Annotated in this window: 23 protein-coding genes; 11 read left to right on the top strand and 12 right to left on the bottom strand. The window is 59.2% G+C overall.

Features of this window, described 5'->3' with window-relative positions; translation table 11 throughout:
• Positions 1 to 70: 70 nt before the first annotated feature.
• Both HV675_RS10275 and HV675_RS10270 read right to left on the bottom strand, forming a co-directional pair.
• The gene (locus HV675_RS10275; protein ID WP_175110790.1) at positions 71 to 544 is read right to left on the bottom strand and encodes an amidohydrolase family protein; all 474 of its coding nucleotides are present in this window, start codon (positions 542 to 544) and stop codon (positions 71 to 73) included.
• A gap of 291 nt (positions 545 to 835) precedes the next feature.
• Positions 836 to 1,807 carry a LysR substrate-binding domain-containing protein gene (locus tag HV675_RS10270; protein ID WP_175110789.1) on the bottom strand — a complete coding sequence of 324 codons (972 nt, stop codon included), beginning with the start codon at positions 1,805 to 1,807 and terminating at the stop codon, positions 836 to 838.
• A 136-nt stretch (positions 1,808 to 1,943) separates the two neighbouring features.
• Here HV675_RS10270 and HV675_RS10265 point away from each other — a divergent pair, with 136 nt between their 5' ends.
• Complete coding sequence (locus HV675_RS10265) at positions 1,944 to 4,235, top strand: NADP-dependent malic enzyme (protein WP_175110788.1); 2,292 nt, start codon at positions 1,944 to 1,946, stop codon at positions 4,233 to 4,235.
• Between the two features lie 109 nt (positions 4,236 to 4,344).
• On the opposite strand, the gene HV675_RS10260 is transcribed toward HV675_RS10265, so the two are convergent.
• A complete protein-coding gene (locus tag HV675_RS10260; RefSeq protein WP_175110787.1) occupies positions 4,345 to 5,316 on the bottom strand; it encodes a LysR family transcriptional regulator in 972 nt (323 codons plus the stop codon).
• A gap of 126 nt (positions 5,317 to 5,442) precedes the next feature.
• On the opposite strand from HV675_RS10260, the gene HV675_RS10255 reads away from it, so the two are divergent.
• The 5 genes from HV675_RS10255 (at position 5,443) to HV675_RS10235 (ending at position 11,406) form a co-directional block, all read left to right on the top strand.
• Complete coding sequence (locus tag HV675_RS10255; protein ID WP_175110786.1) at positions 5,443 to 5,751, top strand: non-heme iron oxygenase ferredoxin subunit; 309 nt, start codon at positions 5,443 to 5,445, stop codon at positions 5,749 to 5,751.
• A gap of 56 nt (positions 5,752 to 5,807) precedes the next feature.
• The gene (locus HV675_RS10250; RefSeq protein WP_175110785.1) at positions 5,808 to 7,043 is read left to right on the top strand and encodes an NAD(P)/FAD-dependent oxidoreductase; all 1,236 of its coding nucleotides are present in this window, start codon (positions 5,808 to 5,810) and stop codon (positions 7,041 to 7,043) included.
• 44 nt (positions 7,044 to 7,087) lie between these two features.
• Complete coding sequence (locus HV675_RS10245; RefSeq protein WP_175110784.1) at positions 7,088 to 8,368, top strand: aromatic ring-hydroxylating dioxygenase subunit alpha; 1,281 nt, start codon at positions 7,088 to 7,090, stop codon at positions 8,366 to 8,368.
• The gene (locus HV675_RS10240; protein WP_175110783.1) at positions 8,365 to 8,889 is read left to right on the top strand and encodes an aromatic-ring-hydroxylating dioxygenase subunit beta; all 525 of its coding nucleotides are present in this window, start codon (positions 8,365 to 8,367) and stop codon (positions 8,887 to 8,889) included. The genes HV675_RS10245 and HV675_RS10240 overlap by 4 nt, the downstream gene beginning before the upstream one ends.
• A gap of 141 nt (positions 8,890 to 9,030) precedes the next feature.
• A complete protein-coding gene (locus tag HV675_RS10235) occupies positions 9,031 to 11,406 on the top strand; it encodes a DNA polymerase II (protein WP_175110782.1) in 2,376 nt (791 codons plus the stop codon).
• Between the two features lie 226 nt (positions 11,407 to 11,632).
• On the opposite strand, the gene HV675_RS10230 is transcribed toward HV675_RS10235, so the two are convergent.
• Positions 11,633 to 12,607 carry an alpha/beta hydrolase fold domain-containing protein gene (locus tag HV675_RS10230; protein ID WP_175110781.1) on the bottom strand — a complete coding sequence of 325 codons (975 nt, stop codon included), beginning with the start codon at positions 12,605 to 12,607 and terminating at the stop codon, positions 11,633 to 11,635.
• Between the two features lie 663 nt (positions 12,608 to 13,270).
• On the opposite strand from HV675_RS10230, the gene HV675_RS10225 reads away from it, so the two are divergent.
• Positions 13,271 to 13,423, top strand: a complete 153-nt coding sequence (locus HV675_RS10225; protein WP_175110780.1) for a hypothetical protein — start codon at positions 13,271 to 13,273, stop codon at positions 13,421 to 13,423.
• A gap of 137 nt (positions 13,424 to 13,560) precedes the next feature.
• On the opposite strand, the gene HV675_RS10220 is transcribed toward HV675_RS10225, so the two are convergent.
• Complete coding sequence (locus HV675_RS10220) at positions 13,561 to 13,860, bottom strand: DUF1330 domain-containing protein (RefSeq protein WP_175110779.1); 300 nt, start codon at positions 13,858 to 13,860, stop codon at positions 13,561 to 13,563.
• Positions 13,861 to 14,023: 163 nt separating this feature from the next.
• Positions 14,024 to 14,326 carry a putative quinol monooxygenase gene (locus tag HV675_RS10215; protein ID WP_175110778.1) on the bottom strand — a complete coding sequence of 101 codons (303 nt, stop codon included), beginning with the start codon at positions 14,324 to 14,326 and terminating at the stop codon, positions 14,024 to 14,026.
• 110 nt (positions 14,327 to 14,436) lie between these two features.
• Between HV675_RS10215 and HV675_RS10210 the strand changes: the two genes are divergently transcribed.
• Complete coding sequence (locus tag HV675_RS10210; protein ID WP_175110777.1) at positions 14,437 to 15,399, top strand: GlxA family transcriptional regulator; 963 nt, start codon at positions 14,437 to 14,439, stop codon at positions 15,397 to 15,399.
• Positions 15,400 to 15,745: 346 nt separating this feature from the next.
• Here HV675_RS10210 and HV675_RS10205 read toward each other — a convergent pair whose 3' ends face one another.
• On the bottom strand, positions 15,746 to 16,708 hold the full coding sequence (locus tag HV675_RS10205; RefSeq protein ID WP_175110776.1) for a phosphatidylserine/phosphatidylglycerophosphate/cardiolipin synthase family protein: 963 nt from the start codon (positions 16,706 to 16,708) through the stop codon (positions 15,746 to 15,748).
• A 135-nt stretch (positions 16,709 to 16,843) separates the two neighbouring features.
• Entirely contained in the window at positions 16,844 to 17,524 is a 681-nt protein-coding gene (locus HV675_RS10200; protein ID WP_175110775.1) for a TetR/AcrR family transcriptional regulator, read from the bottom strand.
• Positions 17,525 to 17,809: 285 nt separating this feature from the next.
• Between HV675_RS10200 and HV675_RS10195 the strand changes: the two genes are divergently transcribed.
• Positions 17,810 to 18,400 (top strand): DUF4410 domain-containing protein, encoded by a 591-nt coding sequence (locus HV675_RS10195; protein ID WP_175110774.1) that lies wholly within the window; start codon positions 17,810 to 17,812, stop codon positions 18,398 to 18,400.
• Between the two features lie 47 nt (positions 18,401 to 18,447).
• Here the strand turns inward: HV675_RS10195 and HV675_RS10190 are convergent, their stop codons facing one another.
• From HV675_RS10190 to HV675_RS10175, 4 genes are all read right to left on the bottom strand, one after another.
• The gene (locus HV675_RS10190; RefSeq protein ID WP_246270169.1) at positions 18,448 to 19,299 is read right to left on the bottom strand and encodes an ATP-dependent Clp protease proteolytic subunit; all 852 of its coding nucleotides are present in this window, start codon (positions 19,297 to 19,299) and stop codon (positions 18,448 to 18,450) included.
• Between the two features lie 116 nt (positions 19,300 to 19,415).
• A complete protein-coding gene (locus HV675_RS10185) occupies positions 19,416 to 19,955 on the bottom strand; it encodes a hypothetical protein (RefSeq protein WP_175110772.1) in 540 nt (179 codons plus the stop codon).
• A gap of 221 nt (positions 19,956 to 20,176) precedes the next feature.
• The gene (locus HV675_RS10180) at positions 20,177 to 20,401 is read right to left on the bottom strand and encodes a hypothetical protein (RefSeq protein ID WP_175110771.1); all 225 of its coding nucleotides are present in this window, start codon (positions 20,399 to 20,401) and stop codon (positions 20,177 to 20,179) included.
• 1,024 nt (positions 20,402 to 21,425) lie between these two features.
• Positions 21,426 to 21,779, bottom strand: coding sequence for a BON domain-containing protein (locus HV675_RS10175; protein ID WP_175110770.1), 354 nt, complete (start codon positions 21,777 to 21,779; stop codon positions 21,426 to 21,428).
• A gap of 297 nt (positions 21,780 to 22,076) precedes the next feature.
• Between HV675_RS10175 and HV675_RS10170 the strand changes: the two genes are divergently transcribed.
• The gene (locus tag HV675_RS10170) at positions 22,077 to 23,096 is read left to right on the top strand and encodes a LacI family DNA-binding transcriptional regulator (RefSeq protein WP_175110769.1); all 1,020 of its coding nucleotides are present in this window, start codon (positions 22,077 to 22,079) and stop codon (positions 23,094 to 23,096) included.
• Positions 23,097 to 23,210: 114 nt separating this feature from the next.
• Positions 23,211 to 24,542 carry an ABC transporter substrate-binding protein gene (locus HV675_RS10165; protein ID WP_175110768.1) on the top strand — a complete coding sequence of 444 codons (1,332 nt, stop codon included), beginning with the start codon at positions 23,211 to 23,213 and terminating at the stop codon, positions 24,540 to 24,542.
• The last annotated feature ends 41 nt before the right edge of the window (positions 24,543 to 24,583 follow it).

The raw sequence follows: 24,583 nt of genomic DNA, 5'->3' as shown, positions 1-24,583 counted from the left end.
GCGTTGTTTGATTGCGGTCCGCACCTTCGACAAATCGCCCCATCCTCGCCTCTCGCGCTAACGCGTTGGTTCAGTCTAGGTGATCACGCGCGTTTTTACACGGCCTCGGCCCATGGCAGTCAAGGTTGGTGCGTATTGCGACGACGCCATGTGCCCACGCGGTCATCAACGCGAACTCCATGCGTCGCCGCACGTCGTTCGCATTCCACCGCGTGGCGCGGTCGATGCGGTTCGCGTGCGCCGCGCCGGCGAAATCGCCGGTCCAATTGGGTTGGCGCGGTGCAGTATGACTTTTGTCGAGATGCGCATGGCAATCGATCATGCCGGGCAGCAACATGGACCGATCGAGGTCGGGACCACTGTCGGTCGGCGCCGTGCCGGTCTGCTCAATTGAAACGATGCGGCCGTTATCGATCAACACGTCCGCGTTAAGCAGATCGTCGGGCGGCAAGCCACGTACGTCAATGCCTGTCACGACACAAACCGGAACGCTAACGTTGCGAAGTGTATAGCGTGAACTATCCGGAAGAGCGAAGAACGGCATCTTGCGACTCGAACTAGTGTCGATAACGCCTTCAATCTATCACGCAGACTGCCTGACGGGCAGCGAACCGGACACGCTCCCGAGTGCGGACGCGATCCTTGAGGGGCTCAACGTCACATCCGACATGTGCCTCTCGACGATTTGTCTCGCGCGGAGGCAAACCAGCCGCCCACTGTATTGACGGATGACGGTTTGGCGCCTCAACCCACCGTCACCGCTTGCACGCGTTTGCGCAGACGAAGACTCTATATACGCTTGATCAGCAAAAGGGCAGAAAAGCCGACGTCGACCTCATCCCCGCGTTTCAACGTACGTTTCCTTGCATATCTGGCGCAACGATTCGACGAACAGATTCTGCGCCGCCGAATGCGGGCCTTCTGAGCGGGTAAACAACGCAACAGGCGGAAGGGTCCATTCGAACGAATAGGGCACGATTGCGACACCGGCAATTCGAACCAGTTCTTCCGCGATATCCGAAGGTACGATCGACACGGCTTCTTCGCTCGAGGCGATCATTTCGCCGATGAGCTTGGACGAATAGCTCTCCACCATCGCCACGGGAGGTGTCGTTCCCGCAGCGAGAAACAGGTCGGCCACCTGCTCTCGCATCGGCGTATGCGGCGCGCCGAGAATCCACTCCAGCGCCACCAGCTTGTTCCAGTCGAGCTTCGTGCGTGCGAGTTTCGCCGCGAGACGCCGGCTCGCGATCAACCGGGGATGCTGCCAGAACAGCACCTCGAAGCTCGCCTTGTGCAACTCGACCGACGCGGACGCCCGGCCGATCACAATGTCTACGGTATGGTCCCGCAATTGCGGCAACAGTTGGTCCGTCGTGCCTTCGTGCAGGGTCGCAGTGACGCGCCGCTCCATGCCGGCATGCAGCCGCTTCAGCGCCGCCGAAAGGAGCTGGCCGGAAATAAACGGAATCACGCCGATATGCAGGTGCGTCGCATGGCCTGAGGCGACGGCCTTCATGTCCTGAGCGAGATGATCGAGATCGTGGATCATCGCCCGGGCCCGTTCGATCACAACGGAGCCGAGTGCAGTGGGCAGCATGCCGCGCGACGAGCGCTCGAAGAGCGGCATGCCGAACATGCCCTCCAGCTCCGCCAACGCATTCGTCACCGCCGGTTGACTACTGGCCATATGTTCGGCGACGCGCGTGAGCGACCCGTGCTGCTCGATCTGCAGCAACAGCACCAGATGCCGCATCTTCAGGCGCGCGCTCAGCCGCCTGACCAGGTCGTTCGACTCGAATGTCATTGACGGGCCGGTGTAGCCATCACAAAAAAATGATGGGCCGATATTAAAACAAAATCGTCTGCTGATGGCGTCTCTCTAGAATCGCCTCAATGGATCGCGCCGGGACTGGCTCGGCGCACTCACTCAGGCACAGAACATGAAGCAGACCGATACCGACCAGCAAGCCGCGTTCGACTATCACGAGTTTCCCACGCCCGGAAAGATCTCCGTGGTGGCCAGCAAGCCGCTCGTGACCCAGCGCGATCTGTCGCTCGCGTACACGCCCGGCGTGGCCGGTGTCTGCGAGGCGATTGCGGCGGACCCGCTGAAAGCACATCGCTTCACGGGCCGCGGCAACCTCGTCGGCGTCATCACCAACGGCACCGCCGTGCTGGGCCTCGGGAACATCGGACCGCTCGCATCCAAGCCGGTGATGGAAGGCAAAGCCGTGCTGTTCAAGAAGTTTGCCGGTATCGATGTCTTCGACATCGAAATCAACGAGACTGATCCTGACAAGCTCGTCGAGATCATCGCCGGCCTCGAACCCACGTTCGGCGGCATCAATCTCGAAGATATCAAGGCGCCGGAATGCTTTACGGTCGAGCGCAAATTGCGCGAGCGCATGAAGATTCCGGTCTTCCATGACGATCAGCATGGCACCGCGATCACCGTATCGGCGGCCTTTATCAACGGCCTGAAAGTGGTGGGCAAAGCGATCTCGGAGGTCAAGGTGGTCACCTCGGGCGCGGGCGCGGCGGCTTTGGCCTGCCTCGACCTGCTGGTCGATATGGGCTTGCCGGTGAAAAACATCTGGGCGACCGACATCGAAGGCGTGGTTTACCGTGGCCGCACTGCGCTGATGGACCCGGACAAGGCGCGCTTCGCGCAGGAAACCGACGCACGCACGCTCGCCGAAGTGATCGAGGGTGCCGATGTGTTCCTTGGGCTGTCGGTAGGCGGCATTCTCAGCGCCGACATGCTGAAGAAGATGGGCCCGCGCCCGCTGATTCTCGCGCTGGCCAACCCGACACCGGAAATCTTCCCGGAACTCGCTCATGCGACGCGCGACGATGTCGTCATCGCCACGGGCCGCTCGGACTATCCGAATCAGGTCAACAACGTTTTGTGCTTTCCGTATATCTTCCGCGGCGCATTGGATGTCGGCGCCACGACCATTACGCGTGAAATGGAAATTGCCGCGGTGAATGCGATCGCCGGTCTTGCGGAAGAGGAGCAGAACGAAGTCGTTGCAGCCGCGTATGGTGTCTATGACGTGGCATTCGGCCCGCAATATCTGATTCCCAAGCCATTCGACCCACGCCTGATTACGCGGATTGCGCCGGCGGTGGCGAAAGCGGCAATCGAAAACGGCGTGGCGACGCGTCCCCTGCCCGACCTGGCCGCTTATGTCGAGCAGTTGCAGCAGTTCGTGTATCACTCCGGCGCCTTTATGAAGCCGCTGTTTTCGACTGCGAAGCGACTCGTGCGCGATGGCGGCAATGCGCGCATCGTCTTCACCGAAGGCGAAGACGAACGCGTGCTGCGCGCCGTGCAAGTGATCGTCGACGAAAAACTGGCGCGGCCGATTCTGGTCGGACGCCCGGAAGTGCTGCTTACCCGCATCGAGCGATTCGGTTTGCGGCTCAAGCTCGGGCAGGACGTCGAAGTGACCAACCCTGAATACGACGAACGCTTCCCGCAATACTGGACGACGTACTGGGAATTGATGTGCCGGGACGGCATCACGAAGGAGATGGCGCGCGTCGAAATGCGCCGCCGTTTGACGTTGATCGGCGCGATGATGGTGCGGCTTGGCGACGCCGACGGCATGATCTGCGGCACAGTGGGCGCCTATCATGACCACCTGCGCTTTGTTGATCAGGTAATCGGCAAGAAGCACGGCGCGAAGACCTACGCGGCGATGAATATTCTGCTGCTCGATCAGCGTACGGTGGCGCTGGTGGATACCCACATCAACGATGATCCGACCGCGGAGCAGGTTGCCGAGTTTACGATTAGCGCGGCGCGGCAGATGGAGTGGCTGAACCTCACGCCGAAGGCCGCGCTGCTCTCGCGCTCGAACTTCGGCTCAGGCAGCGCGGCCTCGGGCGCGAAGATGCGTCAGGCGCTGCAGATTGTCAGGGAGCAGGCGCCGGATCTCGAAGTGGACGGCGAAATGCACGGCGACTGCGCGCTGGATGAATCGCTCCGCGCGCGGATACTGCCGACGTCGCCGCTCAAGGGCGACGCCAACCTGCTGGTCTGCCCGAATGTGGATTCAGGCAACATCGCCTATAACCTGCTGAAGACCGGCGCCGGAAGCAATGTCGCGGTGGGCCCGTTCCTGCTGGGCGTCAACGCGCCGGTGAACATCCTCACGTCCAGCTCGACCGTGCGGCGAATTATCAATATGGCGGCGTTGACGGTGATCGAGGCAAATCGCGGCTAGCAGGAGGCGCGCGGCGGTTCGTCACGGACGTTGCGCATCACGCATCGTGACTGCGGCCGCGCCTATTCAGCAAATGAACGCATGAGCGAGGGGTTCGTTGCAAACGCCTTCATTCAGGCGTTTCGGTCAGCGCATCGAACAGCTTGGCGACATGCGGGGCGAGCGGGCCGGTGGGACGAGAAACGATTTCCAGGTCCCGCTTCGACCAATCCTCGTAAAGCGGCACGATGGCGAACGCCAGCGTGCCGCTCAAACGCCGCGTCGTCGACTCGGGCACGATCGACACGCCGACTCCGGCAGCCACCATATGGCACGTTGCCTCGAAGCTCTCGACCTGCACCCGGAACCGGATACTCTGGCCCAGCATCAGCGCGGTCTTCGAAATGTATTGCTGATGCGACGTGCTCTCGTTGAGCCCGATGTAATTCCACTCGAGCACCTGGTGGAACCTGACCGCCGGCTCACGCGCCAGTGCATGACCTTCCGGCACGATCACGACCAGTTGGTCCTGCCGGAACGGCGTGACCGTGAGACCGCGCGTATTCACCAGCCCCACGATGATGCCGAGATCGGCCACGCCCTCGTCGACCGCGCGCACGATATCGGGACTCGTGTGTTCTTCGACCTCCACATTGATTCTCGGATTGTCGACAAGAAATTTCGGCAGCAGCGCGGGCAAGTATTCGTGAATCACGTTTGTATTGGCAAACAAACGGATATTGCCGCGCGTCCCCTCGCTGAACTGGGACAGGTCATGTCTTAACTTGGCCGTCTCGCGCAGGATCGAGATGGTGCGGTTCAGGAACACCTCGCCCGCGGGCGTCAACTCGACGCCACGGCTGCGGCGCACAAGCAGTTGCGCACCCACCGACTCTTCGAGTCCTTTGACGCGTGAACTCGCGGCCGCCACCGCGATCGGGAGGCTCTCGGCGGCTTTGGTGATATTGCCGCAAGCGGCAATCGCCGCGAACAACCGAAGATCGGTCAGGTCGAAACGCATTAATGTCTCTCTGTCATCCTCCCGCGATCTTCCATCATACCGTGCGGGCACTGAATTCGCGATTGGCGAACGCTCGCTCAAGCAAATAGTGACGCGGTTGCCCGAGACGCGATAAATAATGGGTCTACACGTCCCCTGTCGCAGGCTGATGCCTGTGTCAGGGTGACCCGAGAGGATTTCAATAAACCCACAAGGAGCCTGAACGCAATGGCATGGAAACCGATGGCCCGGGTCGATGAAGTCGAACCCGGCGAAGTGAAAGGCTATCGTATCGACACGATTCCGGTAGCGCTCTATAACCTCGACGGCGAATTTTTCGCGACTCACGACACCTGTACACATGCACAAGCCTGTCTTTCTGACGGCTATCTCGAGGACGGCAAGATTGAATGCCCGCTGCACCAAGGACTTTTCGATGTACGAACGGGCAAGGCCGTATCGGGTCCGGTCGATGTAGACGTGAAAACCTTTCCCGTGCGCGTAGAGGGCGACGAAGTGCTGATCGATCTCGCCTGAGTTCATGCCGGGACAGGACGATCGACAAGCAATCGCGGAATCAGGAGACAGGTGCAGTGACACAGCGAATCATCATTGTCGGCGCGGGACAAAGCGGTGCGAGAACGGCCGCTGCGCTGCGCAAATCAGGCACGGACGACGACATCGTGCTGATCGGCGACGAGAGCGAATTGCCGTATGAGCGACCGCCGCTCTCGAAAGACGCGCTGATCAATGGAGCCCAGGCAAAGAGCGCGACCATCTTCCCGCGCGACTACTACGCCGGGAATCGAATCGATCTGCGTGTCGATACACGGGTGGTCTCGATCGACAGTGCGGCGCGAAATGTCGTGCTCGCCGATGCCGCTTCGCTCGCGTACGACCATCTGGTGCTGGCGACAGGCGCACGCGCACGCCGCCTCGAGGTCCCCGGCGCGGACCTCGACGGTGTGGTTACGCTGCGCACGGCGCAAGACAGCGCACGGCTTGCAGCACGACTTACGCCGGGCGCGCGAGTCGTCGTGCTGGGCGGCGGTTTTCTCGGCCTCGAAGTGGCGGCTTCGGCGGTTCAGCTGAAGTGCGCGGTGACCGTCGTCGAAGCCGGTCCCGTCCTGCTCGGCCGGATTCTCGGCGGGTTTATGGGCGATCATCTCGCGCGCCTGCATCGTGCCCACGGTGTCGATATTCGAACCGACGCGCGTGTGAAGATGATCCAGGGCCAAGGTACCGCACATGCCGTCGAGCTCGACGACGGCACGGTCCTGCCTGCCGATACCGTGGTGGTGTCGATCGGCGCCACCGCAAATGACGAACTCGCACGTGCAGCAGGCGTCGAATGCAATGACGGCGTGCTCGTCGATGCGCACGCGCGCAGCTCGGTGCCCGGCATCTATGCGGTCGGCGATGTCGCGCGGCAGCGCGAAAGGTGGGCCTTGAATGCGGTGCGCCTCGAATCGTGGGAAAACGCCGAACTTCAGGCTCAGACAGTCGCGAGAACGATCCTCGGCGTCCCTGAAGCCACCGATCTCGCACCGTGGTTCTGGACCGATCAGTACGACGAGAACATCCAGATTCTCGGTGGCCGCGCCCCCGAAGACACGCTGGTGATGCGCGGCGACATGGCCGAACGCTCATGGTGTGCATTCTTCGTACGTGACGATTCCGCCGGCGGCGCACGCATTCACGGCGCTTTGCTGATGAATGCCGGTCGCGAGCGCCGCATCGTCAAACAGCTGATGGACAACCGGCAGTTAGTGGATACCGCCCTGCTTGCCGACCCGGCTCACCCTCTCAAGAACCTGCCGCGGACGTAAAGCGCCGCGCAGACCTTCTTCTATACACATCGTGGAGATGAAATATGGAGATTGAACTCAAGCAAATCGACCGCTCCGCGCCCCCGTGCGCGTCGGCGGGTCCGATCGAAAACATATGGCCGGATGACGGCGTTTCACGCATCCCGTTCCAGATCTACGATAGTCCCGAGATTTACCAACGCGAGCGCGAACGCATCTTCCTCGGCCCGAACTGGTCGTATGTCGCGCTCGAATGCGAGATTCCGAATGCGGGCGATTTCAAGCGCAGCTTCGTCGGCGACCTGCCGATCGTGGTGGTGCGCGACACCGACGGCAGCGTCAATGCGTTCGCTAACAGCTGCGCGCATCGCGGCGTGGCGTTCTGCCAGGAAGATTCGGGCAATGCCAAGTCGTTCACCTGCCCGTATCACCACTGGAGCTACGATCTGAAGGGCAATGTGACGGGCCTGCCGTTCAAGCGCGGTTTCAAGGGTAAGGGCGGTATGCCCAAGGATTTCGACGTCAGCGAGCACCGGGCGCGTCCGCTCGTGGTCACGGTGCGCAATGGCGCGATCTTCGCGTCATTCGATTCGAGTGTCGAGTCGTTCGAAGACTATATGGGGCCGAACATGCTCCAGTATTTCGATCGCGTGTTCGACGGCCGGCCGCTCGAACTGCTGGGCTATATGCGCCAGCGTATCGACGGCAACTGGAAGTTCATGTTCGAGAACCTGAAGGACCCGTACCACGCCAGCCTGCTGCACGTTTTCTTCGTGACCTTCGGCCTGTTCCGCATGGACGCGAAGTCAGCGATCGAGATGGACGAAACCGGCCGCCACTGCGCGATGGTGAATCGCCGCGCCGGCGAACTGGAAGCCGAGGCCGCCAAGGAAATGAAGCAGACCTTGCGCGACGACATGAAGCTCAAGGACACGCGCGTGCTCGATCTGATTCGCGAATTCCCGGGCGATGTGACGGCCGTGATGAGCACCGTGTGGCCGAATCTGATCCTCCAGCAGCAATCGAACACGCTGGCGATGCGTCACATCGTGCCGCACGGTCCGGGCCAGCATGATCTGCACTGGACCTTCTTCGGCTATGCGGACGACACCCCCGAGATGCGCGCGCACCGAATCCGTCAGGCCAATCTGATGGGACCGGCGGGCTTCGTTTCCGTCGACGACAGCGAGGTGATGGTGATGTCGCAGGAAGGGACGTCGCCGTACCACGATCGCGTCGGTATCGCCGAGATGGCCGGCAAGACCGTCGAGGATCATGACCATACGATCACCGAAGTGGCCGTGCGCGGTCTCTACAAACACTACCGGAAGGTGATGGAACTATGAACGTGATGTCCCGCCCCGAAGCACAGCATGTGCGCGGAAAACCGGCCGTGCCGGTCGAGACGCGGCTTGCCATCATCGATCTCTACAACGCCTACGCGGAGGCGCTCGACGAACGCCGCTATCAGGACTGGGCCGCGTGCTTCACTGAGAAGGCCGTCTACCGCCTCACGACGAAGGAAAACCACGACCGCAACCTGCCGATCGCGATCATCTACTGCGACGGCAAGGGGATGATAGAAGATCGCGCGTTTACGACGGTCGAGACGACGATTGCCCAGCCGCGTACGCTACGTCATTTCATCACGGGTATCTCCGTGCGGGAAAAGACGGAATCGGCATACGAGGTGCGTGCCAATTTCCTGATCGTCCAGACCATGCTCGACCGCATGACGGAAATCGTGATGTCTGGATACTATGTCGATCGCGTGGTGGAAAGCGCGGAACAGGGCTTCCTGTTCGAGCAGAAGATCGCCGTATCGGACACCTTGTTGTATCCGACGTCGGTGGTCGCGCCCGTCTAGTCCAGGCTGGTGGTTTTCGCCTGAGAGAAACGCCGCTTCGTTGAAGCGGCGTTTTGTTTTTCGCTAGTTACCAGGATGCGGCAGGTCGGACAGGTGCGGACGGTAGAATTCAGGGAACTACCGTCGTCTTGGAGCAGGTGTTTGACAGCGCAGAAACAGGGCTTCATTTTGACCCGCCACTGGCGAGACTCGCCGGCTGGTACGGAGGTGGTGTTCTGGCTGGCGACGGACGATGGGCCGCGCCAAATCCGCCTGCGCCCGCAGGAATCCGTTGCATTCATCCCGGCCGCGCAGCGCGAGCTGGTCGAGCTGATGCTGCATCGCGAATCACCGTCCGCAGGCATCGAACTGCGTCCGCTCGAACTCTGCGACTTTAATCATCGTCCGGTGCTGGGACTGTACAGCCGGCAGTATCGGCAACTGACTCGCCTCGAAAAGCGTTTGAAGCAGGCCGGCGCCGACGTCTACGAGGCAGACGTCTTTCCACCCGACCGGTACATGATGGAGCGCTTCATCACGGCGCCCGTCTGGTTCAGCGGCCAACCCAACGGCAATGGTCCGCTGCTGGACGGCGACATGAAGCCGGCATCGGGCTATCGGCCGCAGTTGCGGCTGGTATCGCTGGACATCGAGACCAGTGCCAAGGGGGAGCTCTATTCGATTGCACTCGAAGGCTGCGGGCAGCGTCAGGTCTATATGCTTGGGCCGGCCAACGGCGATGACAGTCCGCTTGACTTCGACCTCGAATACTGCGAAAGCCGCGCGCTGCTGCTTGAGCGGCTGAACGAATGGATGGCGCGGCACGATCCCGATGCGATTATCGGCTGGAATCTGGTGCAGTTCGATTTGCGCATCCTGCATCAGCACGCGGAGCAGTATCGTGTTCCGTTGTGTCTGGGCCGCGACGGCAGTGTGATGGAATGGCGAGAACACGGCCTTACGCAGGGGCATTTCTTCGCGGGTGCTGCGGGCCGGTTGATTATCGACGGCATCGAAGCGCTGCGATCGGCGACCTGGAGCTTCGCGTCGTTCAGCCTCGAGTCCGTTTCGCAGGCCGTGCTGGGCGAAGGCAAGGCGATCGACAACGCATACCAGCGCATGGACGAAATCCAGCGGCGCTTCGATGAGGACAAGCCAGCGCTCGCGCGCTACAACCTGAAAGACTGCGAACTGGTCACACGTATCTTTGCTAAAACCGAGTTGCTGGCGTTCCTGCTCGAGCGCGCTACCGTGACGGGCTTGCCGGCAGACCGAAGCGGGGGCTCGGTGGCCGCGTTCACGCATCGCTATATGCCGCTTATGCATCGACTCGGGTATGTCGCGCCGAACCTGGGGGATGTGGCGGGAGCGCCGAGCCCAGGTGGGTTTGTGATGAACTCGCGGCCGGGTCTCTATGACTCGGTGCTCGTGCTTGACTATAAGAGCCTGTATCCGTCGATTATCCGCAGCTTTTTGATCGATCCGGTTGGGCTCGTTGAGGGCATACGCAATCCCAGTGAGGCGGACTCGGTTCCTGGGTTTTTAGGTGCGCGCTTTTCGCGTACACGGCATGGTCTGCCCGCCGTCGTCGCGCAGATCTGGGAAGCGCGCGAAGCGGCCAAGCGCGAGCACGATAAGCCGCTGTCCCAGGCGTTGAAGATCATCATGAACTCGTTTTATGGGGTGTTGGGTTCGACTGGATGCCGGTTCTTTGACCCGCGTCTTGCGTCGTCGATTACGATGCGCGGGCACGAGATTATGCGTAAGACGCGTGAGCTGATCGAGGCGCAGGGTTATGAGGTTATTTATGGGGATACGGATTCGACGTTTGTTTGGCTGAACCAGGCGCGTACGGAAGATGAGGCTGCCGAGATAGGTCGGACACTTGTCGGGTATATCAACGGATGGTGGCAGCGGGATCTGCGGGAACGCTTTGGTTTGGAGAGCGCTTTGGAGCTGCAGTTCGAGCGGCACTTTTGCCGGTTCTTCATGCCGACTATTCGTGGCACTGAAGAAGGCAGCAAGAAGCGTTATGCAGGGCTTACGCTGGGTGAGGATGGTCGCGAGGAAGTGGTCTATAAGGGGCTGGAGACGGTGCGGACTGACTGGACGCCGCTGGCTCAGAGGTTTCAGCAAGAGCTCTATCTGCGTGTGTTCAGGCGGGAACCGTATCAGGATTACGTGCGCGATTATGTGCGCCGGACGTTGAGCGGGGAGTTTGATGAACTGCTCGTTTATCGGAAGCGGCTGCGTCGGCCGCTTGCTGCCTACGAGCGCAATGTGCCGCCGCATGTGCGGGCGGCGCGTATGGCGGACGAGTTCAATCTGCAGCGCGGCAGGCCGCTGCAGTATCAGAGCGGTGGGTGGATCAGCTATGTGATGACGAGCGCCGGGCCGGAGCCGCTTGAGACCTGGCGGTCGGGGCTTGATTACCAGCACTATGTGAGCAATCAGTTGATGCCTGTGGCGGATGCGATATTGCCTTTGTTGGGGGATGATTTTGAAACGTTGACTAGTGGGCAGGAGAGGCTTTTTTAAGGCGGAAGATGCACTGGGTAAATGACGCGGCCTTGGATTGGCGTCAGCGATTTCGAGTGTGCCCTACGCTTCTACGAAGCCGTGATGGGCAGCCTGGGTGTCGACCAGCTATCCAGGAAAAACAGAGTAAACCGTGTCGCTCGGAAATGGACCTACGTTGTCATCTCACTGACGTGAGGCACACCAAACACCGGATTTTTGGCTTTACGCACAGTCAATGCGACGTCTATTTCATTCTCTCAAACGCGGCAGAAAGCGCGCGCTGTTGCGTCCTGGCATAGGCGATCGAAACGACCGCATCAGGCACAAAGCTGTCGAAGCCGTGAACAGCGCCCGACATGACACACAATTCGGTGGGAATCCCGGCGACCATCAGTCGCATCGCGAACTCCACATTCTCTCTTGCGAAAAGATCGAGCTGGCCCACGCCCACGAAGGTTGGCGGCAAACCTTTAACGCTCGCGACCCTCGCAGGAACGCTGTCCGGATCGACCATCTCGCCACCCGGCCGGCAACCAAGCAGCGCTTCCCAGGCGGTGCGATTTTGTTCGCGTCTCCAGATGTTCTGCCCGAAGATCGCCCCCGGATCACGCGATGCTCCGGTGCGATCGTCAAGCATCGGCATCGACAGGAGCTGGAACCCAATCGAAGGTCCTCGATCGCGCAGTCTGAGGACGAGCGCGGCCGCGTGTCCTCCTCCCGCGCTGACACCCCCTACGGCTAGCCGGGTGGGATCGATGTTCAACTCGGCATGGCTGTCGAGCACCCAACCCAGTGCGCGTTCAAGATCCTCGACCGCGCCAGGAAAACGGGTCTGTGGCGCCAGGCGGTACGTGGGCAGTGCGACGACGCATCCGCAATGACGGGCAAATTCACAACTTGCACGCAATGCGGTCTCCGGCGTTCCGTACATATAGCCGCCGCCATGAACGTAGTAAAAGATCGGCAGCCGACCAACGGCAACGGGCCTCACGAGGACGATGCGCATACTCGCGCCGTCGGGTCCATATGGAACATTGCGTTCCTCGACATGGAGATCGGGCGCGCGTGCCTGCTCAACAGTCAGATTGACATGGTCAGGCGGATCGACGGCCTCTAGCCACTGTCTGATTTCCGGATCAATCAGGGCTTGCGCGCTGGCGAGTATGTCATCGGGCAAATTGCAAGCCTCATCGCCACAATCCCAATCGTCTTTGCGCATTCCCGATACTCACCAAGTAGACATCCGAACGGGAAAATTATCGCAACCCTTGCGGAACAAACTAGAACCCGCGCGAATGTCAGGCGCAAATCGCGAACGTCAGGGGACACTCGATCACAAGCAAGTACTTCGGAAAACATCTTTTGATAGTCCTCTGCGTTCAGGGCAAATCGTGGACCGACCCGGGACCAGCCGCCTGCTTTCTCGCACGCTCCTACAGCGGCATCGGCATGGCGCCCGGGATCGCGCCACAGAGAGACCTCATGAAGGGGCTCACGTACCTCCGCTCTCGATATGTTCGAGGGACCGCTTCGGGGTCGCGTGCCGCCCGGCAGAATCGGCACGCTCATGCCGATCGCATGAGCCGGTGAACGGCCATGAAGAGCCATTCGCTCCTACCGTTGCTCGGACGCTCAGAGGTCTGCTCCGCACCAAAAGCGGCCACTCAGTCTGCGACGATCATGTGACGTACTGGGTTCCCGCGGGATGCTTGATGCTTAGGCGTTGCCTGTTAATCAGCTCACGCACAGGCGCTGACGGTTTGGCCAAAGCTGAAAAGCTCTCCACATACGCTTTTCCCACGTAGACGGCGTGCCGCTGGGCATCGCAGGTCTGTGAGACAGATACAGAGATACAGCGGGCCAGTGGCATGAGAGCTACACAATGCTGACGATTAATGCAGATCAGCACTCTCTTTTTCAAAACTATCACCGCCCTGGCGAAGAAAAGCGCATGGTCGTGATTCTGCTTGCCGGCGCTTATGGCGACTGGCTGGACGCCGGCGCAGACGACACCCGAGACTTTCTACGCCCCTAACCGGAGTCCGTGGGCGGCCGCTCCGGTTCGCCGATGGGTGCGCTACGGCGCCCCACATACGAGCGCCGTAGCGATGCTGCCGATCAGCTAACCTCGAGCTGGGGCATGACGACCGCCGTGTCGGCCGGACTTGGAAGTTAGAGCCCCTCGGGCCACGACTCCACGATGAATGTGGTGCTCGTGGCCGCGGCCTGACGCATTGCCTTGAGGGGTTCGTACTCAGGGGATTTGTACCAGGCTTGCGCATCTTCGACGGTCGGGAACTCGAGGACAACGCTGGAGTCCACGGGGCCATTTTCCAGCGCCGCGTTGATGACGGGCCCGGCAAAGAATTTCACGCCCTGACTCTTAACGACCGGGATCGCTTCATCGCGATATTTCTGGAGCAATGCTTTGTCGTGAGCGCTGTGCACGACGAAGATCAGATAAGCACTCATATTTACCTCTGTTTTAAGTGAAATCGCTCGACGAGGCACACACTGCCTCGTCGAGGGAAGCGTCACCGGCTTTCGCGCCAGAAAAGGCGCGTTCCAGTGAGCTAAACTCCAGGCGGCATGCTTCATCGGCACTATTGTCGTTTCCGTCACGCTGCCATGCTCATTACGTGGGCAGCTTGAAGGCGAGCAGATCCGCCTTTTCGATGACCGGATCGCGAACGAAGAGATCCTTGGCGGAAGCCATCAGAGCTGCGGCGGCTTGACCGGTCAGGTGACCATTGCGGCCGGCTTCGTTGTCGAACGCGTCGAAGATGGCGAACGTCGACTTGCCGGTGCGGATCGCGAACCAGGTGACGGTGAACGCCTCCTTTTCGACGAGCCCCTTAGCGCCAGCCAGGAATTCGGCGACGGCCTCTTCCTTACCCGGCTTGGCTTCCATCGTCGCAAGGATTGCGAGCTTGATCATGATTTTCCTTTCGTCCCGTATGCGGGAATATGTGTAAGAAGCCTGTACTTTAGAGAGCTTGGTCGCCCACAATAAGTGGCAAATTTGCCTTTTTTGATATAATTCCTGCCATGGACATCCATGTAATTGCTATCAACGGCGTCGCGGACTTCGGGCTCTCGGCAATCGTGGACACGTTGAACTACGCAAACCAGCTCGCCCCAATGCTGGACCCTTCGCCTGCGCCTCTGAACGTCACGGTGGTTGGCGTCCGACGACGCGTTCGAACCGCCAATGGACTCATCGTTCCAGTGCAGTCCATCGACCGGCAGTCCCGGCCGGACGCGATCGTCACGCCTGCCCTTGGACCGGTGACGCCTGATGCCATTGAGGCCGCACTCGAGCAGCCAGAGCTACGCGACATCAAGGCAGCGATGATCGCCAAGGCCAACGACGAGGTGTGGATCGGCGCCGCCTGCACGGCGACCTTACTGCTCGCAGAGACGGGACTTCTGAACGGACACACGGCGACAACATCGTGGTGGCTCGCGCCGCTGTTTCGCCGTCGCTATCCGCAGGTGTCGCTTGATGACTCACGCATGCTCATCGTCTCAGCGCCGTTCGTCACAGCCGGAGCAGCCCTGGCACACGTCGACCTGGCGCTTGGGCTCGTGAGGCGTCGAAGCCCCGCACTTGCAGCGCTCACGGCTCGCTACCTGCTGGTCGATTCGCGCGCATCGCAGGCCGCTTACGCCATCCCCGATCACCTGGCGCACGCCGACCCTTTGGTCGAGCGCTTCGAGGGATGGGCGCGTCGCAATCTTTCGAAGGGCTTTAATCTCGCCGATGCTGCGGTTGCGGTCGGAACGAGCGAGCGCACCCTGGCGCGGCGCCTGCAGAGCACGCTCGGCAAGACGCCTCTCGGGTTTTTCCAGGACTTACGCGTCGAGCACGCGGTGCATCTGCTCCAGACGAGTCACGAAAGCGTCGATCGGGTGGCCGAGCAAGTGGGCTACGCCGACGGCGTGACTCTGCGAGGGCTACTTCGTCGCAAGCTTGGACGGAGCGTGCGCGATCTGCGTACGACGCTCTAACCTGGTCGAAGAGGCCGCGACGATCAGATGCGTCGCGGCAAGATCATCGCGATGCGTGACACCTAAGGCCACGGTGCTCAAGCAAGGCACCAAACGAACATGGAAGCTACCGTGTCTGGCCATGCAGGGCGGCGCGGAATGACCGTTCCATTCCGCTAACAGCCATCGGTCATTGCAGCAACGAACGGCTGGGATGGGTCGATACCAGCCGAAACCCATCGTGCAGCAAGCGACCACGGACCATCATTCGACAGCGCTTGCAAAATGCCCATCTCTATCAAATGGCGGTCAGCACACACCATCGAATAGCAGGCCGAACAACAAACGTGTTGCCGCTCATAACCAATCACGTCGGCCAAATCTCAAACAGCGCGCCCGACTGCTTCTCGGTAAGTCTGATGTTGCTCGCATAGGTGAGCTTGCGCGCAATGCCGGCCCGCTTCGCAAGGCGCGCAAAGTCCACCCATTTGACGGCGGTTTGCTCCCAGTCATGGGGACGCACGCAGTGAAACGTCTTTACGGTTTGTCCCGGCTCCTGAAAAATGCTTTCGATCCGTCCGTGTCGATACACCAAGACACCCCGCGAGGAAGACATCTTGTTTCTCGGACGGGAACACTGGACGACGACGTCACCCACCCGAGCAGTGGAAGGAAATGGTGCATTCCCACCCCACCAGAACCAACTGACGATGCCGGCGTCCGGTCCAATACGCTTCTGCACTTCGTCCATCGCGTTTTCCACTGCGTCGATAGCGCCGGGATAACGCGCGTCTTCACGCGTACTGATGAGCCAGCATTTCGGTTCACTCATTTGAACCTTGGGGTGCGAGCCAGCCCGGATTGACGGGGAATCGGGAGAAATGACGACCGGAATCTTCCGAATCCGCGCGATAAACTCGCTATCAATAACGTCCCCAGACGCCGCAAGCGAACCGATCAGTTGCTCAGCCTGCCCGATGAGTTCGGGCCGGTCCGAGATAACCGACGCCTCAACGTAGTAATGGGAAGACCGCAGCGAAGCATTGGCCGAGCCAATGACAGTGCAGTCGTCAAGCACTAGCACCTTGGCGTGCAGGTTGGGCACATTGAACAGGGCGGCTCCCGCTGCGAGGTACCCCGCGAGCACCTCGGCGCTCGTTCGTCCTGCCGCGATGGAAGCATCGGAGGCATCGACCACAAGCACGTCTCCTGCACCAAGCGGAAGGAATCGTGGCTCCGTCACGTACGCAATCGCAGCCCGGCGCCGCCTGGCCTTGACGGCTTTCTTCCCGACGATATCCCACAGGTCTGCACTTAAAATTTTCAGCATGTGATTTTGTTTGAATTAGCTTCGAGCCATTCTCCGTCACTCTTGCGCGGCCATTCGGTTATCCGATCGGGCTCCGAAGCGGTCGTTGAAGCAATGCTGGCCCGACATCCGCCTCCGCACACGATCGGGAACATATCACCTCGCGGACGAATCCTGCAACGCGCGAAAATATGAAGCAAAAAGAAGCGCAGTTTCGTAAATCAGACTTTCCGGGTCACGTTCGGCATCCTCAATAGCCATCTGCACGAGTGCGGAACTGAGCTCCGACACCATGCGCGCCGCAACATGCAATCTTGCCGCCGGAACCATCGGAAATTGCGGCTGCAAGATGCCGCAAAGTTGTGCAGCGACCGATTCGCGTGATTCGACATGAAGCTGCTGCAACAGCGGCACGGCATGAATCGCCCGATTGACGACTACGCCGCCAGGAAAGCGCTTCGTGACGGCAATGAGGCTACGCAGTACCGATGCAATTCGCTTGATCGAGTCTTCCGGCCTGGACGGCCCGACTACACCAGACGTGAGCCATTGATCCACCACCAGGTCCTGCGCGGCTATCAGGCGCTCGCCCAGTATCTTGAGAATCGCATACTTGTTCGGAAAGTACCGGTACAAAGCGGGCGGCGTCATACCTGCCGTACGGCAGATCAGATTGGTCGTCAGCTCCTCGAAACCCATATTCCCGAGCAACTTGCCAGCCGTTTCGAGAATGTACTCGTAAGTATCCTGGCTTCGGGCCTGAGCAGGTGCAGTCTTTGTCTCGAGCGCCGGCGTTCTTCCGCCTGCCTTTCGGCGCGTTCCAGCGCGATTGGTCATCAAACCTCCATAGAAGGCGACACAGGGTTCCTCCACCGCAAAAAGCTTGATTTTGCCGCATTCAAAACGATAGTATAAGCTATCGTTTTGATCGGAACGCAACGCTGGCCCCGATCGCCCCACTCACGAGAGATCGAAGACATGTGCTATTTAACCGGCTTACGGATGCATCAGAGGCGCGTACAGAAGACGGCTCTCGTCATGTCGCTCGTCCTCTGGCTGTCAGCGTGTGGAAGTGCTGAAGTGACATCTCGCACACAGCAGTCCGCGGTGGCCGCAGACGTAATGCCCGATACGGTGTATGTCGCAGATTTCCACTTGCAAGGGAGCGATATCCGTTTCGAAGGTCCCGGGTCCGACGTCGATCGCCGGACGCTGTTGGGACACGTGTTTCCCGACTCCCCGCTCATGGTTCATACGACGAGGCAAGATAAGGCCAATCACCTGGCAACACTCATGAGTCGCTCAGTCGCCGACGATTTAAAAAAGCACGGACTCCACGTCGAGCGCCTTGCGCCCGGATCACCGAAGCCTTTGACGGGTTGGCTCGTAAGCGGTGAATTTGTATCCGTTGACGAAGGGGACCGCGTAAAGCGTGCGTTAATCGGTTTCGGTTCCGGTCACACGAGCCTCGAATTCAGAGCATACGTCACCAATCTTGCCGGACCGGCTCCAACCCAACCCATGCTCGACATCACGACAACGGCGAGAAGCGGCAAGACACCCGGTGCCGCACTGGGTTTTAATGCGTTTCTGGCGGCCGGCGGGTTTGTTGTTGCCGGCGCGGACAGCGATAACGACGTGAAGCATAGCGCCTCAAAGCTGTCGGACGAAATTGTTCAGCGTCTCTTGCCTGGCAACCATAACACTCGCTAATCGGTATGTCTTGAGGTTATATCGCATGCCTGAACAAGCAGGACGGGTCAAAACCGGGCGATTGCGTTGGCGACGACGTGATCTGCAAGGGCCAAGGAATGCACCCGCTTCAGCTCATCAATGCGGAGCTGATAGCTTCGTAGTAGACAAGCCTTATCGGCACACACATTGCGAGAATTGCGAAGCCATGCCCGTTGAGCCGCTCGCAACCGCGCCTTGTTACGCGATGCCTTCATGTTTTGGGAATAGATTTCCGTCAATTTTTTGTCCATTCGCGTCAGTTCGGCGTCGCCGCAAACAAGTTGCGCCTGAACAGATATGAGCTTGCTGCAGTCAAAGCTTTTCATCAACGCAGCCTTCGCCCCGCGCTGAGTTTCCAGCAGTCCAGGTTTGCACAGACCCTGCAGCGATTTGCAAGCGACGTCGCGCCCGACCCATGCCATGTCTTGCGCACCATATTGCTTAACGAAACGATTGATGCCCGCGTGGCTGATTCCCCTTCGCATGGCGTTCGCCGCAATTATCTCGTTGCAAAGCGAGTCGCCGGCATAGGTTCCCCCATTGCGCCGATAGCAACTGTGAAAGCCGAGCAGCCCACTGCCGATCACGCTTCGGCGTTCCCCTGACGCGAACAGGATGGAAGCGCACGCGGACGCGCACCTGGCATCGGCCGGAACTGCTGTATAGACGTGGATTCGATCCATGGCATCGACGATTCGGAAAGCGGCCTCAACGTTTCCCCCTGGACTATTTAAAATAAGGGTAACGAGTCCTTCGTCGTCGCGGTCAGCCGTCCTGGCAAGGGCCAGAAACTTCTCGGCATCCCCATCCTGAATCTTGCCGTCCCCCATAACCATCTTAAGCTCGAGCTGGGGCTGGTAGTAGATCTTGAAGTCCATTCCCGCCGCCACACCGGGCAACATGAGCACCGTGCAACAGAGCCAGCAGAGCAACCGCTGAATCGATCTCTGCGCCGTTGGATCCCACGCTGCCTGGTGCAGAGTTGCACGCACAGTCAGAAATCATGTCGGGCAGAAACGGTTGCCCCAATCTCATGCGCATGGGTGGCGTTCATGAGCGGACTTGCTGTAAAGCGCCAATTGTCGTCTGGTACGGTTGCACTGCTTTGCGCGTTTGACGCTGCGGGTAATCCATAACGGGCGGAATCTCGCGTCAGGATCTGGCTCTCCGGCGTTCCTCCCGAATAGCGTGATTCGCCGAGCGCCGGCACAACCGAGAAAAGGAGGTTGGTGTTTCCGTACCGCAATTGATACTCGTCCGGCGTTGCACTGTCATTCCGTTCGCGCTTCACCGACGATACCTTTACCGAAGAGGGATATGCCGTTCGGAGTGCGTGCGGATGCCACTGCGGCCGATCAGCCAGCCGATCGGTTTTCTTGTGCGAGGAAGGGATATTCCCGGTGACCGGTGCACCGGGCGCTATTCCAGTAGCCTCGGCGAGAGCGGCGCCCGTGAGGCCCCAAAAAAGCACACCCGCGATCCAGTGTTTTAGATGCGATCTTTTATGAATTGCCCCACTGCACGACTGCGACATGGCGGTTCAGGTCCTTCCGATTGCGTGTGCGCACCGGATTTTCGAAGCAGCGTAATCATAGAACACGCTCAGCAGACTAACAGTTCGAGGTTTCCCTAAAGCCGCAGACAAAGGGACGAAAACCGTAGGCCGGCGCGGCGCTGCCAGGGACGCGTGAGACTTTACTGATTGAATCAGGACATGGCCGCGCAAGCACGTCCAAACGCGCGTGTGTTTCCAGCTTATCGATCCCTGCGGTCGCGCATACCCCGTGCAAATCCCGCTCCCCAGAACATAATCACACGTTGCGGGTTCTCAAAAAGGGTGTTGTCGCCGAAATCGTTTATTTCCTCACGGATAGCCTGAACAATAGGCTTGCGATTGTCGAGCCGAAGCGCGGCCATGTACCCTTGAGCTTCATAATGTCTGGCAATAGCAGTTGAAATTTTTGATGCATTTCGAATCATCGCGAGCTCCTGATGAAATGTAAATCGCGCCCGCCCCCTTGCGACACTGCAGATACATTTTTATCACATGTTTTTACGCAACGACCTTTTTGTCATAACGAATGAAGAAAATCGAATCCCCCGCATCAGGGCTAAAATCCAGGACGCCACTCGAATAGCGATTTCCAGTGCAATTGCAGCGGTACGTCGAAAACCGGATCACCCCGTTCGTGAAAGCGGCCGGATCATCAGTGTGTCAAAGCGATTTTGACTGATGATTCTACCCACTGCTGAGGCGGCGTCACTACGCCCACGAATAATTAGACGGTCGGACAACACATTGCAGAATATGACCGCCTCCGGTAAGCCATAGATGTCCGCGAACTCACATATCGTCTCGTCGACGGAGCGTTGCAATGTATCTTTGCTCATACTGCTTGCGATAAACGACGCCGCCCGTGCCAGCTCCAGCTGAAACTCAACCTCGCAGCGTCGATAATCTTCATGGCGTATTCGCCTGCCGGAAATTGGAGTCAATTTAACTGCCTCCGGTGCATTGCCATTGAATATATGCAATTCACATTATCCAATAGCTTTATTTATCAGATTTATTCCGCAAATAAATTCATCTGGTTAACAGCGCTTTCATCGTAGAACGTTTTCGATCGTTCTCAAATGAAATAGCACTCACAACGACAACTTAAAAATCGAGTCGCTCAAAAGTCTCTGACGTTTCGCCCGCGAGTATGGTCGTGATCCGCTGTCCAAAGCGGTTGCCTGATCCGGTCGAATCGGGAATTAAATCGATCTCGTTTCCTGGCCGGTTGCAGAGTCCGGATCTCATGCGTTGTGGAAAATCGATCGATCACCGCCTGCATCGAATACTGGCTTCCGTTTTCGACACAATCATCGTATTAAACGCGACGGTTGAGGCGCGGGTTGAAGATACATAAAACGCATCAGAGGTTGCGCACACGCCATGCGACTTGCACGGCTCGATTGCCGGAGCCTGGATGAGATCTCGAAGCGACATCTCAGATGAACGTCAATACCCTTTCGTGTACATCGTCAGGTGGTTGCTCACCGACGTTACACCCGGCACGCCCATCGCCACTTCCGAAGCCTGCTGGATCTGACGACCGTCCGACACGCTGCCGGATAACGTCACGACACCGTCGCGCGCCTTGACGAAGACGTTTGACACATTGAAGTTGGGCGCGCTCGATAACGCCTTGCGTACATCACGCGCAAGCTTCCTGTCCGCCGGCGTCGCCTTACCTGAACTCGCGGCCGGCCCCGACGCCATCGGCATGGCGTTGTTGGCTTGCGCGTAGACGTTCGGCGTCAGCGTCACGCACCCCATAAGAACGAGGAGACTTGCGACAGTACGTGCTTTCATGATTGCCTCTCCCGTTCAAACAGTCCCGGCGGTGAGACAAAGATACAACATTCCACCTCTGGCAAAGCTTCGTGTGACTAAGCAAAAACCTGCATCGAGAAGCGAGTTCGAAAAATGGAGCGTCGTCGCACTCAACCTGCGAGATCCGCCATAAAGGTAAGCACCTACAGAGAATCCCCCGCGCCGATTCACCATCAGGAATGACGCATTTAAAGCCATAAAAAACCTTGCATTCCCATCACAGAAAACTATCTTGAGTTAACAAAACGACTCCAGTCTCACCACCGGAGGAGACCCATGCCGGCCACCCGTATGATGATTGCGCGTCGCGCCGGCGTCAGCGTGGCCACGGTAGATCGCGTACTGCGCGACGACCAGGCCGTTCGCCCCGAAACAGCTGAACGCGTTCATCTCGCGCTAGCGACGCTGCGCGATGAACGCGCAAGCCGCGGCCGGCCATCAAAGGCCACGTCGTTCCGGGTCGCTTTTGTTCTGCCGCACATCAACTCCCGCTTTCTCAATCAGGTCGAGCGTGATATCGCGCTGTCGGCCAGCTTCTTTCGCGAGCATCGCATCGTCCCGTCGTTTTATCGTTGCGACCTGTCCAGCCAGCGAGACGCTGAGTCACTCGCCGAGCAACTGATCAACTACGATGCGCTGGTGCTCGTGCCCCTCGATTATCCGTGGGTCGAGAGGATGATTCAGGACATGGCCGATGCGAATGTGCCCGTCGTCACGGTGTTCTCCGACTTGCCGTCGAGTGCTCGCGCCGCATACGTCGGTGTCGATAACCGTGTCGCGGGACGCACCGCCGCCCTGCTCATGGGACGCTTTGTCGGGTCGCGCATCGGCACCGTAGCCGTGTTGTCCGCGTCGTCGCGGCTGCACGATCAGCTCGAGCGTCGCATCGGCTTCTCACAGGTTCTCGAAGAGGATTTCCGCAACCTGCGCTGGGTCGCCGAACCCGACTTCACCGAAGACGACGAGAGCGCGGGCCTCGCTGTGCAGGGGCTGATTGCCGGACACCGCGATCTGGTCGGCGTCTATGCGACGGGCGGCGGCATTTCCGGCATTGCATCCGCGTTACAGGAATTGGGCGACAAGGCGCACGTCGTTCTGATCGGACATCAATGCACCGGCGACACGCGCGCGCAACTTGCCGCGCGCGCGATCGACGTGATCCTCGATCAGGACGTGCGCGGCATCGTCCATTGGGCAGGCCTTGCGGCCATCAATTTCCAGAACGACGTGCGGGGTGTGCTCGGCATCCCGACGCCCGAAACCCGGATTTATCTTCGTGAGAATGCGCGCGCCTGACACTCGCGACACGCGGACGCTGTTCTGAATCCGCCAAAGCTCGAACACAGCGCCCGGCGCATGGGTGCTGTCTGTCATCAGGTTGGAGACCCGAGAGAGACAAGGAGAAGACAAATGTTACGTCTTACGTCAGCAAGGATAATCGCGGCGGTCCTGGCATCGATGGGGCTTTGTTTCGGATCGGCGGCGCACGCGCAAGGCAAGCAGTTGACGTTGTGTTGGGCCGCATGGGATCCCGCCAATGCACTCGTCGAGTTATCAAAAGACTTCACGGCCAAAACCGGCATCGCCATGAAGTTCGAGTTCGTACCGTGGACAAGCTACGCAGACCGCTTCCTCAACGAGCTCAATTCGCACGGCAAGTTGTGCGACCTGATCATAGGCGATAGTCAGTGGATTGGCGGTGCGGCCGTCAATGGACACTACGTGAAGCTCAACGACTTCTTCGCGAAGAACAAGATATCGATGGACGATTTCGTGCCGGCAACGGTGGTCGGCTACGCGGAATGGCCGAAGAACACGCCGAACTACTGGGCGTTGCCCGCCATGGCGGACGCGGTGGGATGGACGTACCGAAAAGACTGGTTTGCAAGGCCCGAGCTGCGCGCCGAGTTCAAGCAGAAATACAAACGCGAACTCGAACCGCCGACCACGATGGACGAACTCAAGCAAACCGCCGAATTCTTCCAGGGCCGAAAAATTGACGGAAAGACCGTGTACGGCGTCTATATCTTCACGGAACGCGGCTCAGAAGGCATCACGATGGGCGTGACCAACATGCTCTACAACTACGGCTTCGAGTATCAGGATCCAAAGAAGCCGTATCACCTCGAAGGTTTCGTGAATTCGCCTGGCGCAATCAAGGGGCTTGAGTTCTATAAGGCGCTTTACAAGTGCTGCACCGCACCGGGCATGACGAACGCCTACATGCAGGAAGGACTCGATGCGTTCAAGTCCGGTCAGGTCGCGATGCAGATGAACTGGTTCGCCTTCTTCCCGGGACTCTATAAAGATCCGAATGTCGGCGGCGACAAGATCGGCTTCTTCGTCAATCCAAAGGAAGTCAAACAGTTCACGCAGCTTGGCGGACAAGGCATTTCGGTCGTCTCGTATTCGGACCACAAGGCGGACGCGCTCGAATACATCAAATGGTTTGCGCAAGCCGATGTGCAGAAGAAGTGGTGGCAGCTGGGCGGCTACTCGGCGGCGAAGTCGGTCGTCGATGCACCCGACTTTCCGAAGAGCGCACCGTTCGCGCCGGCCTTCCTGAAGTCGATGTCGATCGTCAAGGACTTCTGGGCGGAGCCCGCGTACGCCGAGTTGTTGCTCGACATGCAAAAGCGCGTACACGACTATGTGGTGGCCGACAAAGGCACCGCTAAAGAAGCGCTCGATCTGCTGGTCAAGGACTGGAACAAGGTCTTCAAGGCAGAAGGAAAGAACTGAAGCTCGGAAAGAACCTTAGCGTGCGGGACCGCCGGGCCGAA

Source organism: Paraburkholderia solisilvae (assembly GCF_902859875.1).
In the GTDB taxonomy this organism is placed as follows: Bacteria; Pseudomonadota; Gammaproteobacteria; order Burkholderiales; family Burkholderiaceae; genus Paraburkholderia; species Paraburkholderia solisilvae.
This window is presented reverse-complemented; position numbering and strand designations above follow the sequence as displayed.